Origin of the sequence: Devosia marina, assembly GCF_009758415.1 — a bacterium.
Lineage (GTDB): Bacteria > Pseudomonadota > Alphaproteobacteria > Rhizobiales > Devosiaceae > Devosia > Devosia marina.
Window position 1 is genome coordinate 1,499,591 of the sequence record NZ_WQRF01000001.1, and the last position, 17,746, is coordinate 1,517,336.

Below are 17,746 nucleotides of genomic sequence, written 5' to 3' on the forward strand. Positions count from 1 at the left end.
ATCAGTTCGCCTCAGGTTCGAAATTATCGTTGCGCAGAGATGCGCGGTCGCCGCGATAGGCGGCTTGCACTAGCCGTTTCATGGACTGGGCGTCCAATGGCCGTGGATTGTTCTTGACCAGCCGCGTCGCCGCCAGCGCCTGCTCGGCAGTCCAGTCCAACTTGTTTTCGGCAAGGCCAAGCGAGCGGATATCGGGGGGAATACCGATACCGGCAAACAGCTCCGCCACGCCATCCACTGCTGCCGCGGCCCGTTGGGACTGGTTCAGTCCATCGACAGGCAACCCCAAAGCGGCAGCGATTTCCGCCATTTCGGATCGCGCCAGGGGCAGGTTGAATTCCATGACATAGGGCATCATCGCCGCCACGCCCAGGCCATGGGCGGTGTGGGTCAATGCGCCAACGGGATATTGCACGGCATGGGCGGCGGCCGTTCCAGCCGTGCCAAATGCCAGGCCCGCAAGCGTCGCCCCGCGCATCATGGCTGCACGCGCCGCATGGTCCCCTCCGTCACCGACAGCCTTGGCGAGACTGCCACCGATCAGTCTGATGGCTTCCAGGGCATAGAAATCGCTCAGGGCGTTCTTCCCTAGAAAGACATGGTCATGGACAGTCGATCCTTCGGGTTCGCGCCGCGCCGTGGTGAAGGCCTCGATGGCGTGCGTCAGCGCATCGGCTCCGGAGACGGCGGTCAACCCGGGAGGGCAGCCATAGGTCAGTTCCGGATCGCAAATGGCGGTATGCGGAATGAGATGCGGGCTGGCGATGCCGACTTTGACCGCGCGGTTCTTGTCGGACACCACGGCCACCGGGGTGACTTCAGAGCCGGTACCCGCCGTGGTGGGTATTGCGATCAACGGCAGCACCGGGCCGGGCACTTTGAACTCGCCGTAATAGTCCGGAATATCACCGCCATGGGCGAGAAGCAGGGCGATTATCTTGGCCGCGTCCAGGCAACTGCCACCGCCAATGCCAACGACAAGATCGACCGAAGAAGCCCTACCCTGACCCACGCCGGCGGCAATGCATTCGGCGGGCAGTTCCGCTTCGACCCCGGCGAATATGGAAACCGAGACCCCGGCCGCTTCTACCGCCCGGACCAGTTCGACAAAGCTCGCCTCCCCCGCCATGCGCTCATCGGTAACCAGCAGCGCGCGTTTGCCCAAAGCCTTGGCAAATTGCGGCAGGGCCAGGCGCTGTCCGGCACCGAACACCAAGTTTCGCGGTCCCCTGACCACGCCGAAGCCAGTTTCCATCATGTCGCTCAAGCTCCTTTGTGCCCGGCCTCATCGGCCAGTTGCTGCAGATCCCGCCAGAGCCCATCTGCCAGCGGCACACCATCGCGCAGGCGTTCGGCCCGGCAGGCCCGCCCGCGCTCGCCGGGAATCAGGACCTTCTCTACACCATCGACGGGCTCGGTCTGCCGCAGCAGGTCGAGATAATCTTCCAGGGCGGCGGATGGGCCATCGATAACGATAAACAGGTCGCCCTTGTTGCTGATCGCATCAGAGTCCAGGGTGCCGCGCACCTCCCGCCCAAGGGCCGCGCCCGCCAGGCTCGATGTCAGAAGGCCAAAGGCCAGGCCGAGCGCGTAGCCCTTGGCCCCGCCAAAGGGCGCGAGCGACCCGGACTTTGCCGCAACGGCATCGGTGGTCGGGTTCCCCTCCGCGTCCAGTGCCCACCCCTGCTTCAATGGCTCGCCGCGATTGGCATAGTCATGCACCTCGCCCATTGAGACAATACTGGTGGCCGTGTCCATCACGAAGGGGGCCGCGTTTGTCGGGACCCCAATGGCGATCGGATTGGTCCCCAGCATGGCTCTTCGCCCGCCCCAGGGGTGAACCAGGGCTTCGCTGGTAGAGAAGGCCAGCACCGTTTGCCCAGCCGCAGCGACACGCTCGGCGTAGTATCCGAGCATGCCGATATGATTGGAGTTGCGAATGGCCGCAACTGCTATGCCCGTCTGCCTGGCTTTTGCGCAGACCGCCTGCAACGCGGCATCGGCAACCACCGGCCCCAGCCCCATCTGCCCATCGACTTCAAGGAAACCCTCCCGGCGCCAGACGTGATGCCCAGTTGCAGCGGGATTGGCGCATCCATTGGCGATACGCTCCACGATTCGGCGGAGCCGGAGCAGGCCGTGGGAAGGTACGCCGCGCAACTCAGCCTCGATCAGCAGGTCCGCCTGCAAATTCGCCAGCGGCTCCGGCACGCCGGCATGCATCAGGATGCTTGTCGCAATCCGGCGCAGGTCATTGACATCAATTAGAGGCACGCCAAATCCTATAGGATATCTGATTGTCGCGGTGCCATATTGGTGGTATTGCTCTGGAACTGTCAAGACGAGGACGGCAATGCGTTCATTAACCGACATCCGGCGACCCCCGGCATTGACCGAAGAGGTTCATGCCAGGCTGTTCGAGCAATTGATGACCCACAGCATTGCGCCGGGTTCCAAGCTTTCGGTCGATGCCTTGTCCCGCTCGCTCAACGTCTCTCAGACCCCCATTCGTGAGGCGCTGGCGCGCCTTGAAGCCCAGGGGCTGGTCGTCAAGGTTCATCTGGTCGGCTATCGCGTCGCTGATCGCATCGAGCCGGACCGTCTTGAGCAGATCTACGAGTTTCGCCTGCTCACCGAACCGCACATGGCGGCGCGCGCCGCAGAAAGAATGAGCGCGCTGGAGCGCACCCACCTGCTCGCGCAATGCAGGCGCATGGAGTCCGATCACGACGTCCACACGCCTCAAGACTATGCCCGTTTCTCGCGCCTCGACGAAGCCTTCCACCACGCCATCGCCGTGGCCAGCGGCAATACTGTCATAAAAGACGCGCTGTCCGCCCTGCATCTCCATGTGCATCTGTTTCGCATGTCGCAGCCACCGACAGCGGTGTCCGACGCCATCGAGGAACACAGCCGCATTGCCCAGGCGATCGCCGCTGCAGATCCGCAGGCAGCAGAGACGGCCATGCGCAATCATATTCTTTGTTCGCGAAACCGTTTTGCATGACGCCCGGACCAGCCGGACCATGGCCGGTGTGTTGAATGTCACCGAGATCTGACCCGCTAGGGGCATCAGTTTTCACTGAGAATTGTCCCTTGTTTTGATCGTCCCCTGGCTGTTGGTCGGAGGATCCAGGAGTGATCGACAGGGCGTTATTGAGCGTAATCCGGCGCTGGCATTTGCGTGAGCGGATTCCGATCCGGGAGATTGAGCGCGCACGGGATTGTCGCGCAACACCATCCGCTAGTATCTGCGGTCCGACGTTGGCGGAGCGACGGTCGTTGGCGAAACCATGGGGAGTTCCTCTCGTTGAAGGTAACTCCATGGTCCGACTGCGACCTCAGTCGCTCAAAGGCCTAAACGATGACGCTCAACCTTCCGCGCCTACCCCTCTCGCGGAGCGGGTTCGTGCATGGGGCGCATGCCCGTCAGGTGGGATCCAGCCCCACTCTGCCTTGCCGATCTGCTCGTGGAATAACCAAGTAAAGGCCGGCATCTGAACTACCGTTTGTATGGCCCCTCGCCTCTGTGGCCGTTTTGCCTGTGCGCTGCGCCACCAAACCGACATTAAAGGCTACGGACCGGTGACGTCATGTCGTTGACGTAGCTCCGGTTTTACAGCGCGAGAGTAGTCGCTGCGACCGGTATCAGACGGCCACGCGGTTACCATTCTCCTCGAACAAATGAACTTTATTTGCTGGAAAACCGACCTTCAGAGTCTGGCCGACACGGCACTCGGTGTCACCGTCAAGAGCTACGATAACGGCTTGTCCGTTGGTTAGAGACAGGCTGACAAGCGTTTCATTGCCCAGGTGTTCAACCAGTATCACAGTGCCTTTGAGCGGCCCGTCACCCGATAGGTAGAGATCGTGTGGCCGAACACCCATGGTCAGCTTCTTACCGACCAGACGTTCCGCTGCCCCAGTCAAGGGAAGCGAAAATTCCTGCAATGCCGGGCCCGAAATGCGCAAGCCGGCGTCGTCGCCGCTCTCAACCATCAGGTCGAAGAAATTCATCTTGGGGGAGCCAATGAATCCCGCAACGAACTTGTTCACGGGGCAATGATAGAGCTCGAGCGGCGAGCCGACTTGCTGCACAATGCCGGCATTGAGCACGACAATCTTATCAGCCAGCGTCATGGCCTCGACTTGATCATGGGTTACATAGACCATGGTCGCGCCAAGGTCATTGTGCAGCTTGGCAAGTTCCATCCGCATGTCCACGCGCAGCGCAGCATCAAGATTGGAGAGCGGTTCGTCGAACAGGAAGACGCCGGGCTTGCGCACGATGGCACGGCCAATGGCGACGCGCTGACGTTGACCGCCAGAGAGTTGGCTGGGGCGGCGTTCGAGCAAGTGCTCCATCTGCAGGATGCGGGCCGCTTCAGCGACCTTGGCATCCTTTTCGACCTTGGGCGCATTGGCGATGGTGAGGCCAAAGGCTAGGTTTTCACGCACCGTCATATGCGGAAAGATGGCATAGGACTGGAACACCATGGCAATGCTGCGATCCTTGGGTGGCAGGTCGTTGACCACCCTGTCGCCAATGCTCAGTGTGCCGCCGGAAATGTCCTCAAGGCCGGCGATCATGCGCAATAAGGTCGACTTGCCGCAGCCCGAAGGCCCAACAAAGACGCAGAACTCACCATCCGCGATGTCGATATCGACGCCTTTGATGATGTCGGCGGCACCGTAGTTCTTGCGGACATTCTTGAGAGAAACGCTGGCCATTTTAGTGTCCTTGCGAGGGTTTAGGGTCAGACCTTGGCGCCCGGGGGCAGCTTGTCGAGTTCGGTGTGCAAAAGGCCATCCGCATCGATGCGGACCGGGATCGGGTCGGAGACCTGGCCGATGAACGAGCCATCTGGCGCGTCATGGAGAAAGCCCATGAAGACCAGGCCATGGTCGGTCTGGACGATCTTGCCGGCATAGCGGCTGCCCTGCGCGCCGTCGAAGAATGGGCCGGGCGCCACTTCCCAGGGGCCAAATGGGTCGTCAGCCATCAGATAATGCGTTCCGCGAACCGGTTTTTCCGGGTTCAAGCGCTTATAGGCCTCCGACCAGTGTGTGCCGTCGGTGCAGAACAGCATGTACCATTTGCCGTTTACCTCGAAGACTTGCGGCACTTCCATCTGTCCGAACATGCCGCCAGCATAGACGGGAGGCTGCAAGGTCCAGGTGTAAAGGTCGGGCGAGGTGGCAAAGCCGATTGTGCCGCCGGCATTGGGTTCTGCAACGCCCGGACGGCGGGCGACGAAATACATGATCCAGCCCTCGCCCTTTGGGTTCTTCATCACCCAGGGGTCGCGGAAGGCGCGGTCGTGCCAGTGGCCGGGCGAATATTCTTCATAGTCGGGACCGGACAGATCGACGGCCAGCCCATTGCCGACACGGCTCCAGTTGTGGCCGTCGGCGGAAGTTGCATGGCCAAGGCGCTGCTTCATGCCCTCTTCGGCGTGCTCCGTGCCGGTATAGAACAGGTGCCAGTGCCCGGTGTCGTCGCGCAGCGTCGAGCCGGTCCAGGTTGTCCAGTCATCCCAGGCGGGCGCGTCCGCCGGCGCGAAAGTGGTGCCCAGATGCGTCCAGTTGATCAGGTCCTTTGAGACCGCGTGCCCCTGGGAGACATGACGGTGGCGCATGTCCGGATGGGCCAACGTGTTGTCGGCCTGCAGAAAATAGGCGTGATAGTCATCGCCGTCGCGATAAATCCAGAAGTCCCAAATCCATTTGTCTCTAAGGGCAATAACCACTTGTCGTGTCTTTCAAAGAAGGTGCCGCATCAGCCCTTGACGCCAGTGGAGGCGATCGAGGCGATGAAGGCGCGCTGAAGGAAGAGGTAGAAAGCGAGCACCGGGACGGTGATCAGCGAGAGATAGGCCATGATCTCGCCCCAGGCGCGGTTGAGCTGGAAGAAATATTGCAGGCCGACCATGACCGGCCGGTAGCGCTCTTCCTGAACCACCATGAGCGGCCATAGATACTGATTGTACATGACCAGGAATTTGAGGATGGCAGCGGTGGCGAGAACAGGCCCCGCCAGGGGAATGACGACGCGGCGATAAACCTGCCACCAGCTGGCACCCTCGACACGCGCCGCCTCGATCAGTTCGCCCGGCAGATCCTTGAAGTACTGAACGAACAGGAAAATCGTCAGCCCGTCCGCCACGAAGGGAATGATCTGCACCTGGTAGGAATTGAGCCAACCATAGGTCAGGCCGTCAAAGCCCAGCCAGGGCAGCTTAGAGGCAATCAGCAGCAGGGGAATGGCGATGGTCTCGAAGGGCACGATCAGGGTCGCCAGGATCAGCGTCAGAACCAGATCCCGCCCGCGCCAGTCGACGAAGACAAAGGCGAAGGCCGCCGCCGAGCAGATGAACAGGGTCAGGACCACCGTGACCCCGGTGACGATGACGGAATTGAAGATGAAGAGGCCCACCGGTGCGCGGCGGAAGGCGTCGAAATAATTGTCCAGCGAGATGTCCCCCACCGGCAAAAAGGCGCGCAGGCTGCGGGTGTCGCTGAGCAGCTGTGCGTCGGGCTTGAGGCTCGACATCAGCATGAACACCAGCGGGAACACGAAGATCAGGGCGATCAACCCCAGCACGGTATAACGTACCACAAGGCGCAGCCCGTGATTGTCTGCGGAAAGCTGAGCCATCACTTCTTCTCCCTGGTGAGCCAGCGCTGCAGCAGCGAAATGGCGAGAACGAAAACGAAGAGGATCACCGAAATGGTCGAGCCGCCGGAGATGTCCTGCTTGCCATAGCCACGCTCGACAGCTTGGAACACGATGGTCTGGGTGGAATCGAGCGGCCCGCCGCTGGTCATCACGTCGATCTGTGCGAAGAGGGCAAAGGCCTGCATGGTGATGACGATCAGCACCAGCACTGCGGTATTTCGCAGACCCGGCCAGGTCACATAGCGGAAGGTCTGCCACTTGCTGGCGCCTTCTATTGCTGCCGCTTCGTAGAGCGATGGACTGATGGTCTGCAGGCCCGAGAGCCAGATCACCATGTGAAAACCCACGGCCTGCCAGATCGACATGGCGATGATCGCGCCAAGCGCCGTGCTGGGATTGCCCAGCCAGTCAATACGGGGGAAGGCACCGAAAGTCAGGGCGCTGAGCAGATTGTTCAATAAGCCGCTCTGCCCGTCATAGATGAAGCGCCAAAGGAGCGAGACGACCACGATCGAAACCACGACCGGCATGAAATAGATGGCGCGGAAGACATTTATGCCGCGCAGCTTCTGGTTGATCAAAAGCGCCAGGACCAGTGCCAGCCCGCCCTGCACCGGTGCCACCACGAGCACGAAGATGATGGTGTTTACGACAGCCTTGGCGAATACCACGTCTCGCGCCAGCACATATGTGCGGCTCTCGCCGAGCGAGAAACTGAACCACTCGCGCATACCGTCGAGCTGAGGATAGTCGGGATTGTTGCGCGTATAGCCGCGAAGCGCCGGGTAGCTTACCGCCCCGTCCTCGGCGCGTACAACGTCGCCGGCTTCGTTCCGCTCCGGCTCCAGCGTTAGAAGCCCCACACCCAGAAGCTGGCTGTAATTGCTCAGGCCCACAAATTGCGTGGGATTTGGCGAAATCAGGCGCTGATTGGTGAAGCTTAGGCCGATGGCGAACAGGAAGGGCAGTACGATGAACAGCCCCATCAGCACAGCGGCCGGTCCGGCCATCAGCCAGCCGGTAGAATTTGAGCGTGTGAACTTTGAGGCCATCTGCCAAAACCTTCCTTTGTCGGGACCCCGGCATTGGCCGGGATCCCTTGGGAGTGTTGGGGGCTGTGAGCCCTAGAAGCCGTAATTGTCGTTCTTGGCGACGTCGGCGTCGATTTCATCGACCGCTGAGTCCAGCGCGTCCTGGACATCGGCGCCGTTTGCAATGTCGGCCAGGGCCTTTTCGAAGACCTTTGCAGCAACGACATAGCCGGGCGTAACCGGACGCACGAGCGCCTGGGCCTCGGAGAGATCGAAGAACACGGCCAGCGGCCCGCCTTCCTTGTAGTTCTCGGTCATGGCCGCAGCCGACGCGGTGGCCGGGATCAGGCCGATGCCGTTGGAGAACTCGGCCAGATACTTGTCCTGAAGCGCGAACTCGATGAAGGCGGAAGCACCTTCAGGATGTTCGGATGCCGCCGAAACGCCGAACTGCCAGGAGGCTGCGCCAATTTTGGAGCCATTGCCGAAATCGGGCGCGGGCAGGAACAGCACGTCGTCATAGGCGTCCAGTGTCCCCAGCGCGGCCCAATTGCCGTTCCAGGAGAAAGCGTATTTGCCGCTATTGAAACCATTGTCGCGGTCAGCCGGGTCCTGCGTGGCCTGGGCGTAGCCGTCCTCGAACAGCCCCTGCCACCAATTGCCGAACGCCACGGCCGCATCGCCGTTCAACACGCCCTCAGCACTCGTGTAGGTCGAGCGGTCGATGATGTCGCCGCCAAAGCTCTGCAGGAATGGCGAGAAGGCATAGGGATACCATTCGCCGGTCCAGGCGGTGCCCAGATCCAATGCATAGTCGAAATTGCCGGAAGCCTTGGCTTTAGCCAGAGCATCCATGAATTCTTCCCCGGTCCATGGCTCGGCCAGCGTGGGCGTGCGGAGGCCCAGTTCGTCGAGATAGGACTGCCGCGTCACCAGCGAAATGGCTGCATCCCACAGACCGATCGAATAGAGCTCGCCGTTCCACACGCCCTTGGTGCCGGGTAGGTAATTGGCAATCTTGGCTTCGTCGATTTGGAGCGGCTGCATATAGCCCGACCAAGCCCAATTGGGCATCACAGGACCATCGACGTCCAGGATATCGGGGAGATTGCCGGCCAGCGCGCCAGCCACGACGCTGTCATTATAGGCTGCCTGCGGGAAGCTCTGGATCTCGACCACCCAGTCGGATTGGCTGGCGTTAAAATCCGAGATGATCTGGTTGACGATATTCGATTCAACCTCATTTCCGGCGCCGTGATACCACATGGTCAGCGTCGTCTGGGCGAATGCGGCGCTGCTCATTGCAGTCGTGATGGCGATGCTGGTTGCCAAAAGGCGTAGGGATGTCATGTTTCTCTCCTCCTTGAATTCAGTTGCGTGACATTCAGGTCACGGGATTGGACGCTTTCGCGCCAGGCGACCGGAGCAGAGACCAGTTCGCGGCTCGGCTCGTTGGTTTTGGTGGTGCCGCTCATGAGGCGCAATAGCTTGTCGGCGGCACGGGCGCCCATGGCACCATAGGGCAGCTCAGCGCTGGTTAGGCCGGGGTGCAGGTGTTCGGCGATCATGCGGTAGTCGTCATAGCCCGCCACTGACATCTGTTGCGGAATGGCAATGCCGCGCTCGCGCAGCAGGCCGTAGACGCGCATGGCCATCTTGTCGTTGGCGCAGCAGATGACGGTCGGCTCGGCCTTGAGCACTCGATCCAGCGCGTCCCAGAGCAGATCGTATTCGTGAGTAGAGCTGGGAAGTGCGCCCACCTGAACCAGCTGCTCGTCAACGTCGATACCATTATGGGCATGCGCTCTTCGATAACCGCTGACGCGCAATCCGCATGCGACCTGATGCTCTGGCAGTGTCAGATAGGCGATACGCTGGTGGCCACGCCGTATGAGCCCTTCGACAAGAGCGAATTGCCCACCCTCGTCGTCAGGCAGCACGCACGGTGTGTCCTCGGCATCAAAACAATTGACCAGCACAATCGGCCGGTCGCGCAAACTGGCTGGCAGGGTTACCTCGCGATGGTACTCAGCCACATAAAGGACGCCTTCCACGCGATGCTCTCGAAAAGTCTGCAGCAAGGTGGGAATGCGCTCCGCCTGGCCGCCGCTGTCGGCGATCAGCAGTGTGCGGTTTGATTGGTCTATGACTCGTTGAGCGCCCTGCACCAGATAGATTTCGGGCAGACCCGCATCTTCGAACTGATGGGTGGTGCTGATGGCACCGGTGATCATGCCGATTAGACCCGAGCGCTGCGAACGCATGGTGCGAGCGGCGCTCGAGGGCACATAGTTGAGCGCCAGCATGGCCTGCTCAACTGCCTCACGGGTTACCTGATTGACGGGCGCATCGCCGTTCATCACGCGACTCACCGTCTTGGGTGATACGCCAGCCGCTTTGGCAACGTCGTATATGGTAGCCACTTCAATCCTCCTCCGGCTGAATCACCCCCCAATCTACGCGCTTACCTGGCGTGGGTGACGATCAACCGAGATGTCGCCGGCGCTCTGATGACACCGATGTCATGACATCGGTGTCATACATGATCGAGTTGGTGTCACGAGTCAAGCATGCGTTTAGTGAATGCTGAAGCAGTGGTGGCTGCCTTGAGGAATCGTTCTGGTGCTGGAAGCCCAGGGCCGGCCGACCCACGCCTCCGATATTGCGGAACGAGTAAGCCCAAAAAAGCTGCCTCGTCCGCGCCCCCTACGACATTGCCGCTTTGGGACCGGAACGACTGCTTTCGGGAATCCGAAATGACAATCGGAGTGACAGTATCGGGGCGCGTTGCCGATCGGCAGGTCCAGATCCCATTCCGGTCCTCGACGCTGGTGGGGGCTGACCTGCGCGTAAGAACAGCGCTTGGTTGCTCGCTAGAGAGCTCCGGCGTTGGCCCGCCGAACGAGCTCATCCACAACAATGCGGACCCTGGGGAGTATCGCACGGGTTGCGGGCCAGACAGCGCTGAACGGTGATCGCACCCGGCACTGATCCGGCAACACTTCAAACAGTTCTTTTCGATCGATGTGAGGCTGCAGGAGAGACTGCGGCATTTGGCATAAGCCGAAACCTGCAACCGCCATATCGATGACCACTTCCCAGTCAGTCACCAGGTGTTCAATGGACGTCGCCTGTCCGTCCTCATCGACGAAGCGCCAGGGCGCCGCTCTGCCTGGTCTGCCACCGAGGACGCAGGCATGACTTTGGAGATCTCGTAGGCTTGTCGGCTCCCCTGCTTCCGCGAGATAGCCTGGCGCGGCGCAAAGAGTGAGGCGTTACGATCCGAGCGGACGGGCAGCTATGTCGGTTCGGTCAGGCAACTCTCCGAAGCGAGGACAGAGGTCTAGGGTGAGCCCATGCCAAAGCGCTGGTCAGTTTGATCATCTGCATGAAGTGTGCCCCACTTTCTCAAGTCTTCTTGTAAAATTTGTCTTAGTTGCCTTGACCGTCCCTCTCCCGCAGCCAGGTTTGCAGGTTCTCTGCCGACATGGGCCTGGCAAACGCATAGCCCTGGAGATAATCGCAACCCAACCGGCGCAGCAGATCGGCATGCGCCTTGGTCTCCACGCCTTCGGCCACGACCTTGAGTCCAAGGGTCTTGCCCATGCCGATAATCGATTTGATCACGGCCCGCTTTTCCTGGCTCTCGATGATGGGCTGCACCAGTTGGCGGTCGATCTTGAAGCGCCGCGGATTGAGGCGGAAAAGGCTAAGGAAAGACGTGTGGCCGGTGCCGAAATCGTCGATGTCGATGCCGATCCCCATCTTGCGGATGCCCTCGATATTGGCACAGAAGTCGTCTCTTTCATCATCAAGGAAGATGGACTCAAGGAGCTCGAAGCTCAGGGTCCCCGGCTCGAACTCGAGCTTCCTCAGCGCACATAGCAGGTCTTCATCAGCAAGGCGGTTGAGCGAGACATTGACCGACACCGAGGGGATGACGATCCCCTTTTCGCGCCAGTCCTTCATGTCAGCAACCGCCTGCTCAAGGATCATCCCGTCGATCACGCTGAGAACCTGGCGCTCCTCCGCCGCTTTCATGAAGCGCGCCGGCGCCAGAGTGCCCTGAACCGGGTGGCGCCAGCGTGCCAGAGCCTCGAGGCTCACGACCTCATGGGTCCTCGCATCGACGATTGGCTGGTAAAAAGGCACAAACTGGCGTTGCGCAATTGCATCCATCACCTCTTCGGCCGTACGTCGTGCAACCTCGAGCTCGGTGCGCAGCTCTGCGGTAAAGAACTCGTATCGCCCGCCTCCGGCCGCTTTGGCGCGGTAGAGAGCCGCGTCTGCATCGCCGAGTAGTCTGTCCAGTTTCAGCTCGCCCCGGTTCTGGCAGGCAATGCCGATGCTGGCCCCGAGCCGAAACGGCTGCCCATTGAAGCTGAAGGGCCGGGACAGGGCTTCAACGATGTTCTGAGCGAGCTGGCGCAGGTCCTCGGGGCTGCACATTCCGGGACTGACAATGACGAACTCATCTCCGCCGCTGCGCGCAACGAACTGGGCGGAGTTGACCTGGCTTGAGACAATCCCGGCGGCATGCCGGAGTACCGCGTCGCCGGCCAGATGGCCCGCGCTGTCATTGATCTCCTTGAAGTGGTCGAGGTCGAGGTGAAGGATGGAGGTCGGGAACTGCTTGTCCCGTTCGAGATTTCCAAGGATCTTTTCCAGAAAGCGGCGGTTGGGAAGCTCGGTCAGCGGGTCGGTGAGGGCCTGCTTTTCGATCTGCTCCTTGGCCATCTGCAGCTCGGCATTGCGCACTTCCGTCAGCTGGTTGGCGGCCAACAGATCCTCATGCATGCGGACGTCATCGGTGATGTCCCAGTTGGTTCCGATGATCTTTGGGTTCCCTTCCTCGTCCTCGCTATAGGTGATATGGGAGGTGAGCGTGCGAATCTCACCGTCATATCGAATGATGCGGAAACTCGAGGAGTGCTCTCCACGCCGTTGCAGCAGCTCGGCGTTCGACGCGAGCACCCTCTCGACATCATCGGGGTGGAGCGCGCGCTCGAAGTCCTCGTGCGTCAGCGTCCGCGATGGCCCAAAGCCATAAATCTGGCGCAGCCGCGGATCGTATTCGAGGGCACGCGTGGTGACGTCATATTCAAAGACGCCGATCCGCGAGATGGTGAGTGCCAGATCCAGTCGTTTTGCCAGGGATTGGCTCAGCGCCTCGGTGCGCTTGAGTTCGGTGACATCGGTATCTGTGCCAATGAACCGAGTGGGGCGTCCCCTGGTATCGAATTTCACCGGCGCGCCCCGGCTCTGAATCCAGATGTAGTGGCCGTTGCGGTGCCGTTCGCGGTATTCGAAGACATTTCGAGGCAATTGGTCGGCCTTGAGGATATGAAGCTGCACGCGCTGCCGATCAAGCGGGTGGACACGCTCGAGCCAAGCCTCGCGCGTTCCGTCGACATGCTCATCCGGCCCGTAGCCGCGCAGTCGCTTCCAGGTCGGCGAATAGAACACCTCGCCGCTCTCAAGGTCGGATTCCCAGACCCCTTGCCCTGCGCTCTCGAGAGCGAAACTCCAGCGCTTCTCGGCGTCCGCGAGCTCCAGAGCTGCTGTCTTCTGCTCGTCAATGTCGGTGGCCTGCAGCCAGAGATATTTCGGGTGCCCTGAACAGTCATTGAGCAACGAGAGTGAGATAGCGGTCCAGAAGCGTCGACCCTCAGCGTCGATAAGGCGATGCTCAGACCGGTAGGGGGGGCGCCGCCCCTCGAGTAGTCCTTCAGCCAGCCACCGGGCCTCGTCCAGGTCGGGAGGATAAACAACTTGTTCCAGATTCAGCCCCAGACAGCCTTGCTGTCCGAAGCCGAGCAGTCTGTCTCCAGGCGGGTTGGCATAAAGTACGACACCCTGAAGATCGAGGATGTAGCTGGGCAAGGGGGACTGGTCGAGCAGCCCGGCAAGGGTTGCAACGTCATCGGCCAGCTCAATCCGGGTGGCTTGGGTGGACATGGCCAGTGTCATGCTACCGCTTTCCTTTCCCAATGGCCGTTGTCCGCGTGGCGTCGGTCATGGGTACTCTTTTCGCGCTTGATCGGCAGCCTGATGATGCTGCGCTCGATGCGGATGCCCGTTGAAGGGTTGCGGATGAATTCGTGCCGGACATGAGAATGGGGGATCGCGGAGCGTTCGACGCCCGAGGGCGGACCAAGTTCCATCCGGCGCCGATCGGGCCCGAAATAGTCCTTGGTCTCATAATAGACCTGCAGCCAGCTCAGCTGGTTACAGAGCCGGGATTTGATCATGGTCAGCTTGTCGGGCAGCGTAATGACGTCGTCAAAGCCCATGCGGACAAGGCCAAGATAGGCTTCGAAATCCATGTCATGGGCAAAAAGGATCACCGGTGCAAACCGGACACCGATCTCTTCGCGGGAGCGGACGGCGCGCAGAATGGCGCCGAGCGGTCCAATGCCCACCCCCTCATGCGCCAGGAAAAAATTGATGCGGTTCGGTTTGTCCGCCGCGTCGAACTGGCGCCGGGAGGCGATCGGTTCGATGGTCGCAAATCCCGCCATCTGGGCGATCCGATCTAGCTGCCGGGTTTCTGCATCTTTGCGGGTGATCAGTTGGGCCGTACACTTGTCTAGCATGACATGCCCCCAACGACCCGGTTGCGACCGGCATGTTTGGCCCGGTAGAGATTACCATCGGCCCGAGCAAGCAGATCTTCAAAGCTTCTTACCCCCTTCGACATCGCCGCCACGCCGATCGAAACAGTCATCCGGAAGCTTTGCTCGCCATGACGCACTTCGAGTTGCTGGATCTGCCGGCGCAGTCGCTCGCTTTCGGCCAGGGCGCAGCTCTCCGCCATCCCTGGCATCAGGAGCACAAATTCCTCGCCGCCAATGCGCGCGAACATGGCCGAGTCCGATTTTCGCATGGTCGGCAAGAAGGCGTGGCAGGCCGCGGCAAAGTGCATGAGGGCGCAGTCGCCTCCGGCATGACCAAAACCGTCATTGATGGATTTGAAGTGGTCGATGTCCAGGGCCGCCAGGGAAAAAGGCGAGCCGTCATGGAGATAGGCATCCACATAAAGCGAGCCTTCATAAAAGGCATGCCGCCGATTGTAGGCACCGGTGAGTTCATCGACGATCGTCAGCCGTCGAAGTGACGCCTCAGCGCGTTTCTGGTCGGTGATGTCGTGAATAACGACCTGCGCAAGGGGCGTTCCGGGCCAGGGAAGCCGGACAATCGTCAATCTGCAGAGGCGCTCGGCCCGTGCCACTCGCAGCAGCGCCTCCACTGAGGTTTTGTGATCATGCCGCGCGAGGGCCTCGCTCAATGCCTCCGAAACCAAAGGCAGGTCGTCGGGCCCCACGAAGTCCAGCAGGTGCTGGCCGATAAGCGCCCCAGGCTCACTCTCCAACAACTGATTGGCGATGCCGTTGCTGAACAGCACCCCTTGTGCGGAATGGAACAGCAGGGCGATTGGCAGAACATCGAGGGCAACGCCCATGAGTTCGCGGGCCCCGGACAATGCGGTCTGCGTCAGCCTGGCATCAGCTGCTCCGCCCTCATCGAGGGTGAAATCGTCCCAGCCAAAAGCATCGTGGTCGGTCGACCCACGCACCTCAGCAACCTCTAACTGCTTGATCTGCAAGGCTTCCACGGCGAGATCCCCCCTTCGCCGCAAAGTTCCACGCCCGAACTTATCGAGTGCTTAATGACAACGGTTTTGTCTCGCAATTCCGATCACATGCGCAGCCATGGTTACTCAATGGAAAATCTGATCAGGACAAAGATGTGATGACGGTCTTGTCACATTTTTTACCAAGGTGCGATTGTTTGCTTGGTCAGAAAGTTACGGGGGAACCGTCATGAGCCTGCGCATTTCGACCAAATTGATTATCATGGGGGTGCTGGCCCTGACCATGATGATCGCCGGGACGATATTTTCACTTTATAACAGCCAGACCCGGCTGGTCGAAGACCGTAAAGCAATGCTTTCGGCCATGACCGACGCAGCCACCTCGGTGATCGAGGCTTACGCAGCGCGGGCTGAAGCAGGGGAGCTAACCCGCGAGGACGCCCAGACACAGGCAATCGCTGCCATCGAGGCCATGCGCTACAGCGGCAATGAATATTTCTTTATCAACGACATGACGCCCGTCATGATCATGCACCCGATTAAACCTGATCTGAACGGTCAGGACCTTACGCAGACCGCCGATCCAGACGGCAAGCGGCTCTTTGTTGAATTCGTCAAGACGGTGAAGGCGGGCGGCGCCGGGTTTGTCGACTATCTCTGGCCTAAACCAGGCAATGATGCACCGCAGCCCAAGCTCTCCCACGTCGCAGGCACCTCTTGGGGCTGGATCGTGGGAACGGGCGTTTATGTGGATGATCTCGAAGCAGCTTTTTGGGACAACGTGAGCTTGCTCGGGGCAGCGCTTCTCGCCGGTATAGCCATCATGGCAGCAGCCGCCTACCTGATTGCCCGTTCGATAACGCGCCCGGTCAACTCGCTCACCGCCGCGATGGCTGGCTTGGCCCAGGGCAATCACGAAGTCGAGGTGCCGGCGACGACCGCGAGTGACGAGATCGGCGACATGGCGCGCGCCGTCCTTGTGTTCAAGCAGTCTGCCATCGACAAGCTGGCAACGGAGGCAGAGGCTGCCGAGGTGCGCCAGAGCCGCGAAGCAGAAAGGGTGCGGGCCGAACAGGAGCGTCTGGCGAGCCAGGAAGCCAAGGCGGTAGAGGCCAAAAGCGATCTTGCCTCGGTAGAGGAGCTGGCAAGGGCCCTGCAGGCATTGGCAGCCGGCGACCTTGGATACCGGATCACCGCCGAACTTCCGCCCAAAACGCAAAGGCTCAAGGACGATTTCAACCGAACTGCGGATAGCCTGAGCGACATCATTGTCAATCTCCGGCGAACCTCTGAAGAGTTGAGGAATGCCACTGGTGAAATGCTGACAGGCACCAACGATCTGTCCGAGCGCACCACCCGGCAGGCCGCGTCAATTGAAGAGACCTCTGCAGCCATGGAGCAACTCGCGGCGACAGTGATGGAAAATGCCCGTCGCGCCAAGGACGCCGCATCTACCGCCAGCGTGGTCACCCAAGCCGCTGAGGAAGGCGGGAAGGTCATGGAACAGGCAACCGCTGCGATGGGCCGGATCACGGCCTCCTCCGCCAAGGTGTCAGATATCATCAGGTTGATCGACGACATCGCCTTTCAAACCAATTTGCTGGCGCTCAATGCGTCTGTGGAAGCGGCGCGCGCCGGTGACGCCGGTAAGGGCTTTGCTGTTGTGGCTATCGAGGTGCGTCGCCTTGCTCAGAGCGCGGCCGAGGCCTCATCGGACGTCAAGGCCCTGATCGAGCAGTCGAGCAATGAGGTCGGTGGTGGTTCGCAGCTTGTGTCCCAGGCCGCAGAGCGGCTTGCTGCCATGCTCGAGGCGGCTCGCTCCAATAAAGAGCGCATGCAGGCAATCGTCAATGACAGTGGAGAGCAGGCTTCTGCGATAAACGAAATCAACGCCGCTATCCAGCAAATGGACAAGATGACCCAGCACAACGCTGCCCTGGTTGAGCAGACTAGTGCAGCCATTGCGCAGGCAGAAGCGCAGGCTAGCGCGCTTGATCGCATCGTTGAGGTGTTCCGAGCTGGGGAGCAGAGCGCTCCATCGGCAGGGAAATCGAGGTCCAGCCTCAAGGCCGCCTGACCGACATAAAAACTGGGGGCGCCGGCCATGCCGACGCCCTCCTGGGGTGGTTGCCTTAACGGGAAAGAGGGCGTCCTAGCTTTCGCGATCGAGCTTGTCATCGACCTTGTCGCGCGAATTTCTCATGTCCTTGACGGCCCTCCTCACCTCGTCCTTCGAAACGTTCTGCCTGTTCGCCTCATAACGAACCCCATGATCCTGCTGGCCTGCGACCCGCGCCCGATCTTGACTGTTGTTTGCATGCCTTGCCTCCGAAACAATGCGGCTGCTGCGTCTCCAAGGCGACGGGCAGCGCTTGGTTCACTCATGGATGCGCATCTCTACGTGACAGATGAACTATTGCACGGGAGATGGAGGGAAGAGCG

Annotated in this window: 14 protein-coding genes and 1 pseudogene; 2 read left to right on the forward strand and 13 right to left on the reverse strand. The window is 60.5% G+C overall.

The window, feature by feature from the left end; all coding sequences use genetic code 11:
• Position 1: 1 nt before the first annotated feature.
• Together GO014_RS07255 and GO014_RS07260 are read right to left on the reverse strand one after the other, a co-directional pair.
• Positions 2-1,258 (reverse strand): iron-containing alcohol dehydrogenase, encoded by a 1,257-nt coding sequence (locus GO014_RS07255; RefSeq protein WP_246204403.1) that lies wholly within the window; start codon positions 1,256-1,258, stop codon positions 2-4.
• A gap of 5 nt (positions 1,259-1,263) precedes the next feature.
• Positions 1,264-2,274 carry an Ldh family oxidoreductase gene (locus GO014_RS07260; protein ID WP_343030814.1) on the reverse strand — a complete coding sequence of 337 codons (1,011 nt, stop codon included), beginning with the start codon at positions 2,272-2,274 and terminating at the stop codon, positions 1,264-1,266.
• A 79-nt stretch (positions 2,275-2,353) separates the two neighbouring features.
• Here GO014_RS07260 and GO014_RS07265 point away from each other — a divergent pair, with 79 nt between their 5' ends.
• Positions 2,354-3,007 (forward strand): GntR family transcriptional regulator, encoded by a 654-nt coding sequence (locus GO014_RS07265; RefSeq protein WP_157289666.1) that lies wholly within the window; start codon positions 2,354-2,356, stop codon positions 3,005-3,007.
• Between the two features lie 641 nt (positions 3,008-3,648).
• On the opposite strand, the gene GO014_RS07270 is transcribed toward GO014_RS07265, so the two are convergent.
• The 10 genes and pseudogenes from GO014_RS07270 to GO014_RS07315 form a co-directional block, all read right to left on the reverse strand.
• Positions 3,649-4,731, reverse strand: a complete 1,083-nt coding sequence (locus GO014_RS07270; RefSeq protein WP_157289667.1) for an ABC transporter ATP-binding protein — start codon at positions 4,729-4,731, stop codon at positions 3,649-3,651.
• Positions 4,732-4,757: 26 nt separating this feature from the next.
• Positions 4,758-5,750 (reverse strand): glycoside hydrolase family protein, encoded by a 993-nt coding sequence (locus GO014_RS07275; RefSeq protein ID WP_210252415.1) that lies wholly within the window; start codon positions 5,748-5,750, stop codon positions 4,758-4,760.
• 29 nt (positions 5,751-5,779) lie between these two features.
• Positions 5,780-6,658 (reverse strand): carbohydrate ABC transporter permease, encoded by an 879-nt coding sequence (locus tag GO014_RS07280; protein ID WP_116588661.1) that lies wholly within the window; start codon positions 6,656-6,658, stop codon positions 5,780-5,782.
• Positions 6,658-7,731 (reverse strand): carbohydrate ABC transporter permease, encoded by a 1,074-nt coding sequence (locus tag GO014_RS07285; protein ID WP_116588181.1) that lies wholly within the window; start codon positions 7,729-7,731, stop codon positions 6,658-6,660. Before GO014_RS07285 ends, GO014_RS07280 begins: the two co-directional genes overlap by 1 nt.
• 72 nt (positions 7,732-7,803) lie before the next feature.
• The gene (locus GO014_RS07290) at positions 7,804-9,060 is read right to left on the reverse strand and encodes an extracellular solute-binding protein (protein ID WP_157289668.1); all 1,257 of its coding nucleotides are present in this window, start codon (positions 9,058-9,060) and stop codon (positions 7,804-7,806) included.
• Positions 9,057-10,133 (reverse strand): substrate-binding domain-containing protein, encoded by a 1,077-nt coding sequence (locus tag GO014_RS07295; protein ID WP_210252416.1) that lies wholly within the window; start codon positions 10,131-10,133, stop codon positions 9,057-9,059. Before GO014_RS07295 ends, GO014_RS07290 begins: the two co-directional genes overlap by 4 nt.
• A 450-nt stretch (positions 10,134-10,583) precedes the next feature.
• Positions 10,584-10,973 (reverse strand): annotated as a pseudogene (locus GO014_RS19620) (LysR substrate-binding domain-containing protein); the annotation flags it as partial.
• 169 nt (positions 10,974-11,142) lie between these two features.
• Positions 11,143-13,680, reverse strand: coding sequence for a sensor domain-containing protein (locus GO014_RS07305; RefSeq protein ID WP_157289669.1), 2,538 nt, complete (start codon positions 13,678-13,680; stop codon positions 11,143-11,145).
• Entirely contained in the window at positions 13,677-14,306 is a 630-nt protein-coding gene (locus tag GO014_RS07310; RefSeq protein ID WP_157289670.1) for a hypothetical protein, read from the reverse strand. Before GO014_RS07310 ends, GO014_RS07305 begins: the two co-directional genes overlap by 4 nt.
• Entirely contained in the window at positions 14,300-15,325 is a 1,026-nt protein-coding gene (locus GO014_RS07315; RefSeq protein ID WP_157289671.1) for a diguanylate cyclase, read from the reverse strand. Before GO014_RS07315 ends, GO014_RS07310 begins: the two co-directional genes overlap by 7 nt.
• Positions 15,326-15,533: 208 nt before the next feature.
• On the opposite strand from GO014_RS07315, the gene GO014_RS07320 reads away from it, so the two are divergent.
• Positions 15,534-17,381, forward strand: coding sequence for a methyl-accepting chemotaxis protein (locus tag GO014_RS07320; protein ID WP_157289672.1), 1,848 nt, complete (start codon positions 15,534-15,536; stop codon positions 17,379-17,381).
• Between the two features lie 75 nt (positions 17,382-17,456).
• On the opposite strand, the gene GO014_RS07325 is transcribed toward GO014_RS07320, so the two are convergent.
• Positions 17,457-17,642, reverse strand: a complete 186-nt coding sequence (locus GO014_RS07325; RefSeq protein ID WP_343030850.1) for a DUF3606 domain-containing protein — start codon at positions 17,640-17,642, stop codon at positions 17,457-17,459.
• Between the last annotated feature and the right edge of the window lie 104 nt (positions 17,643-17,746).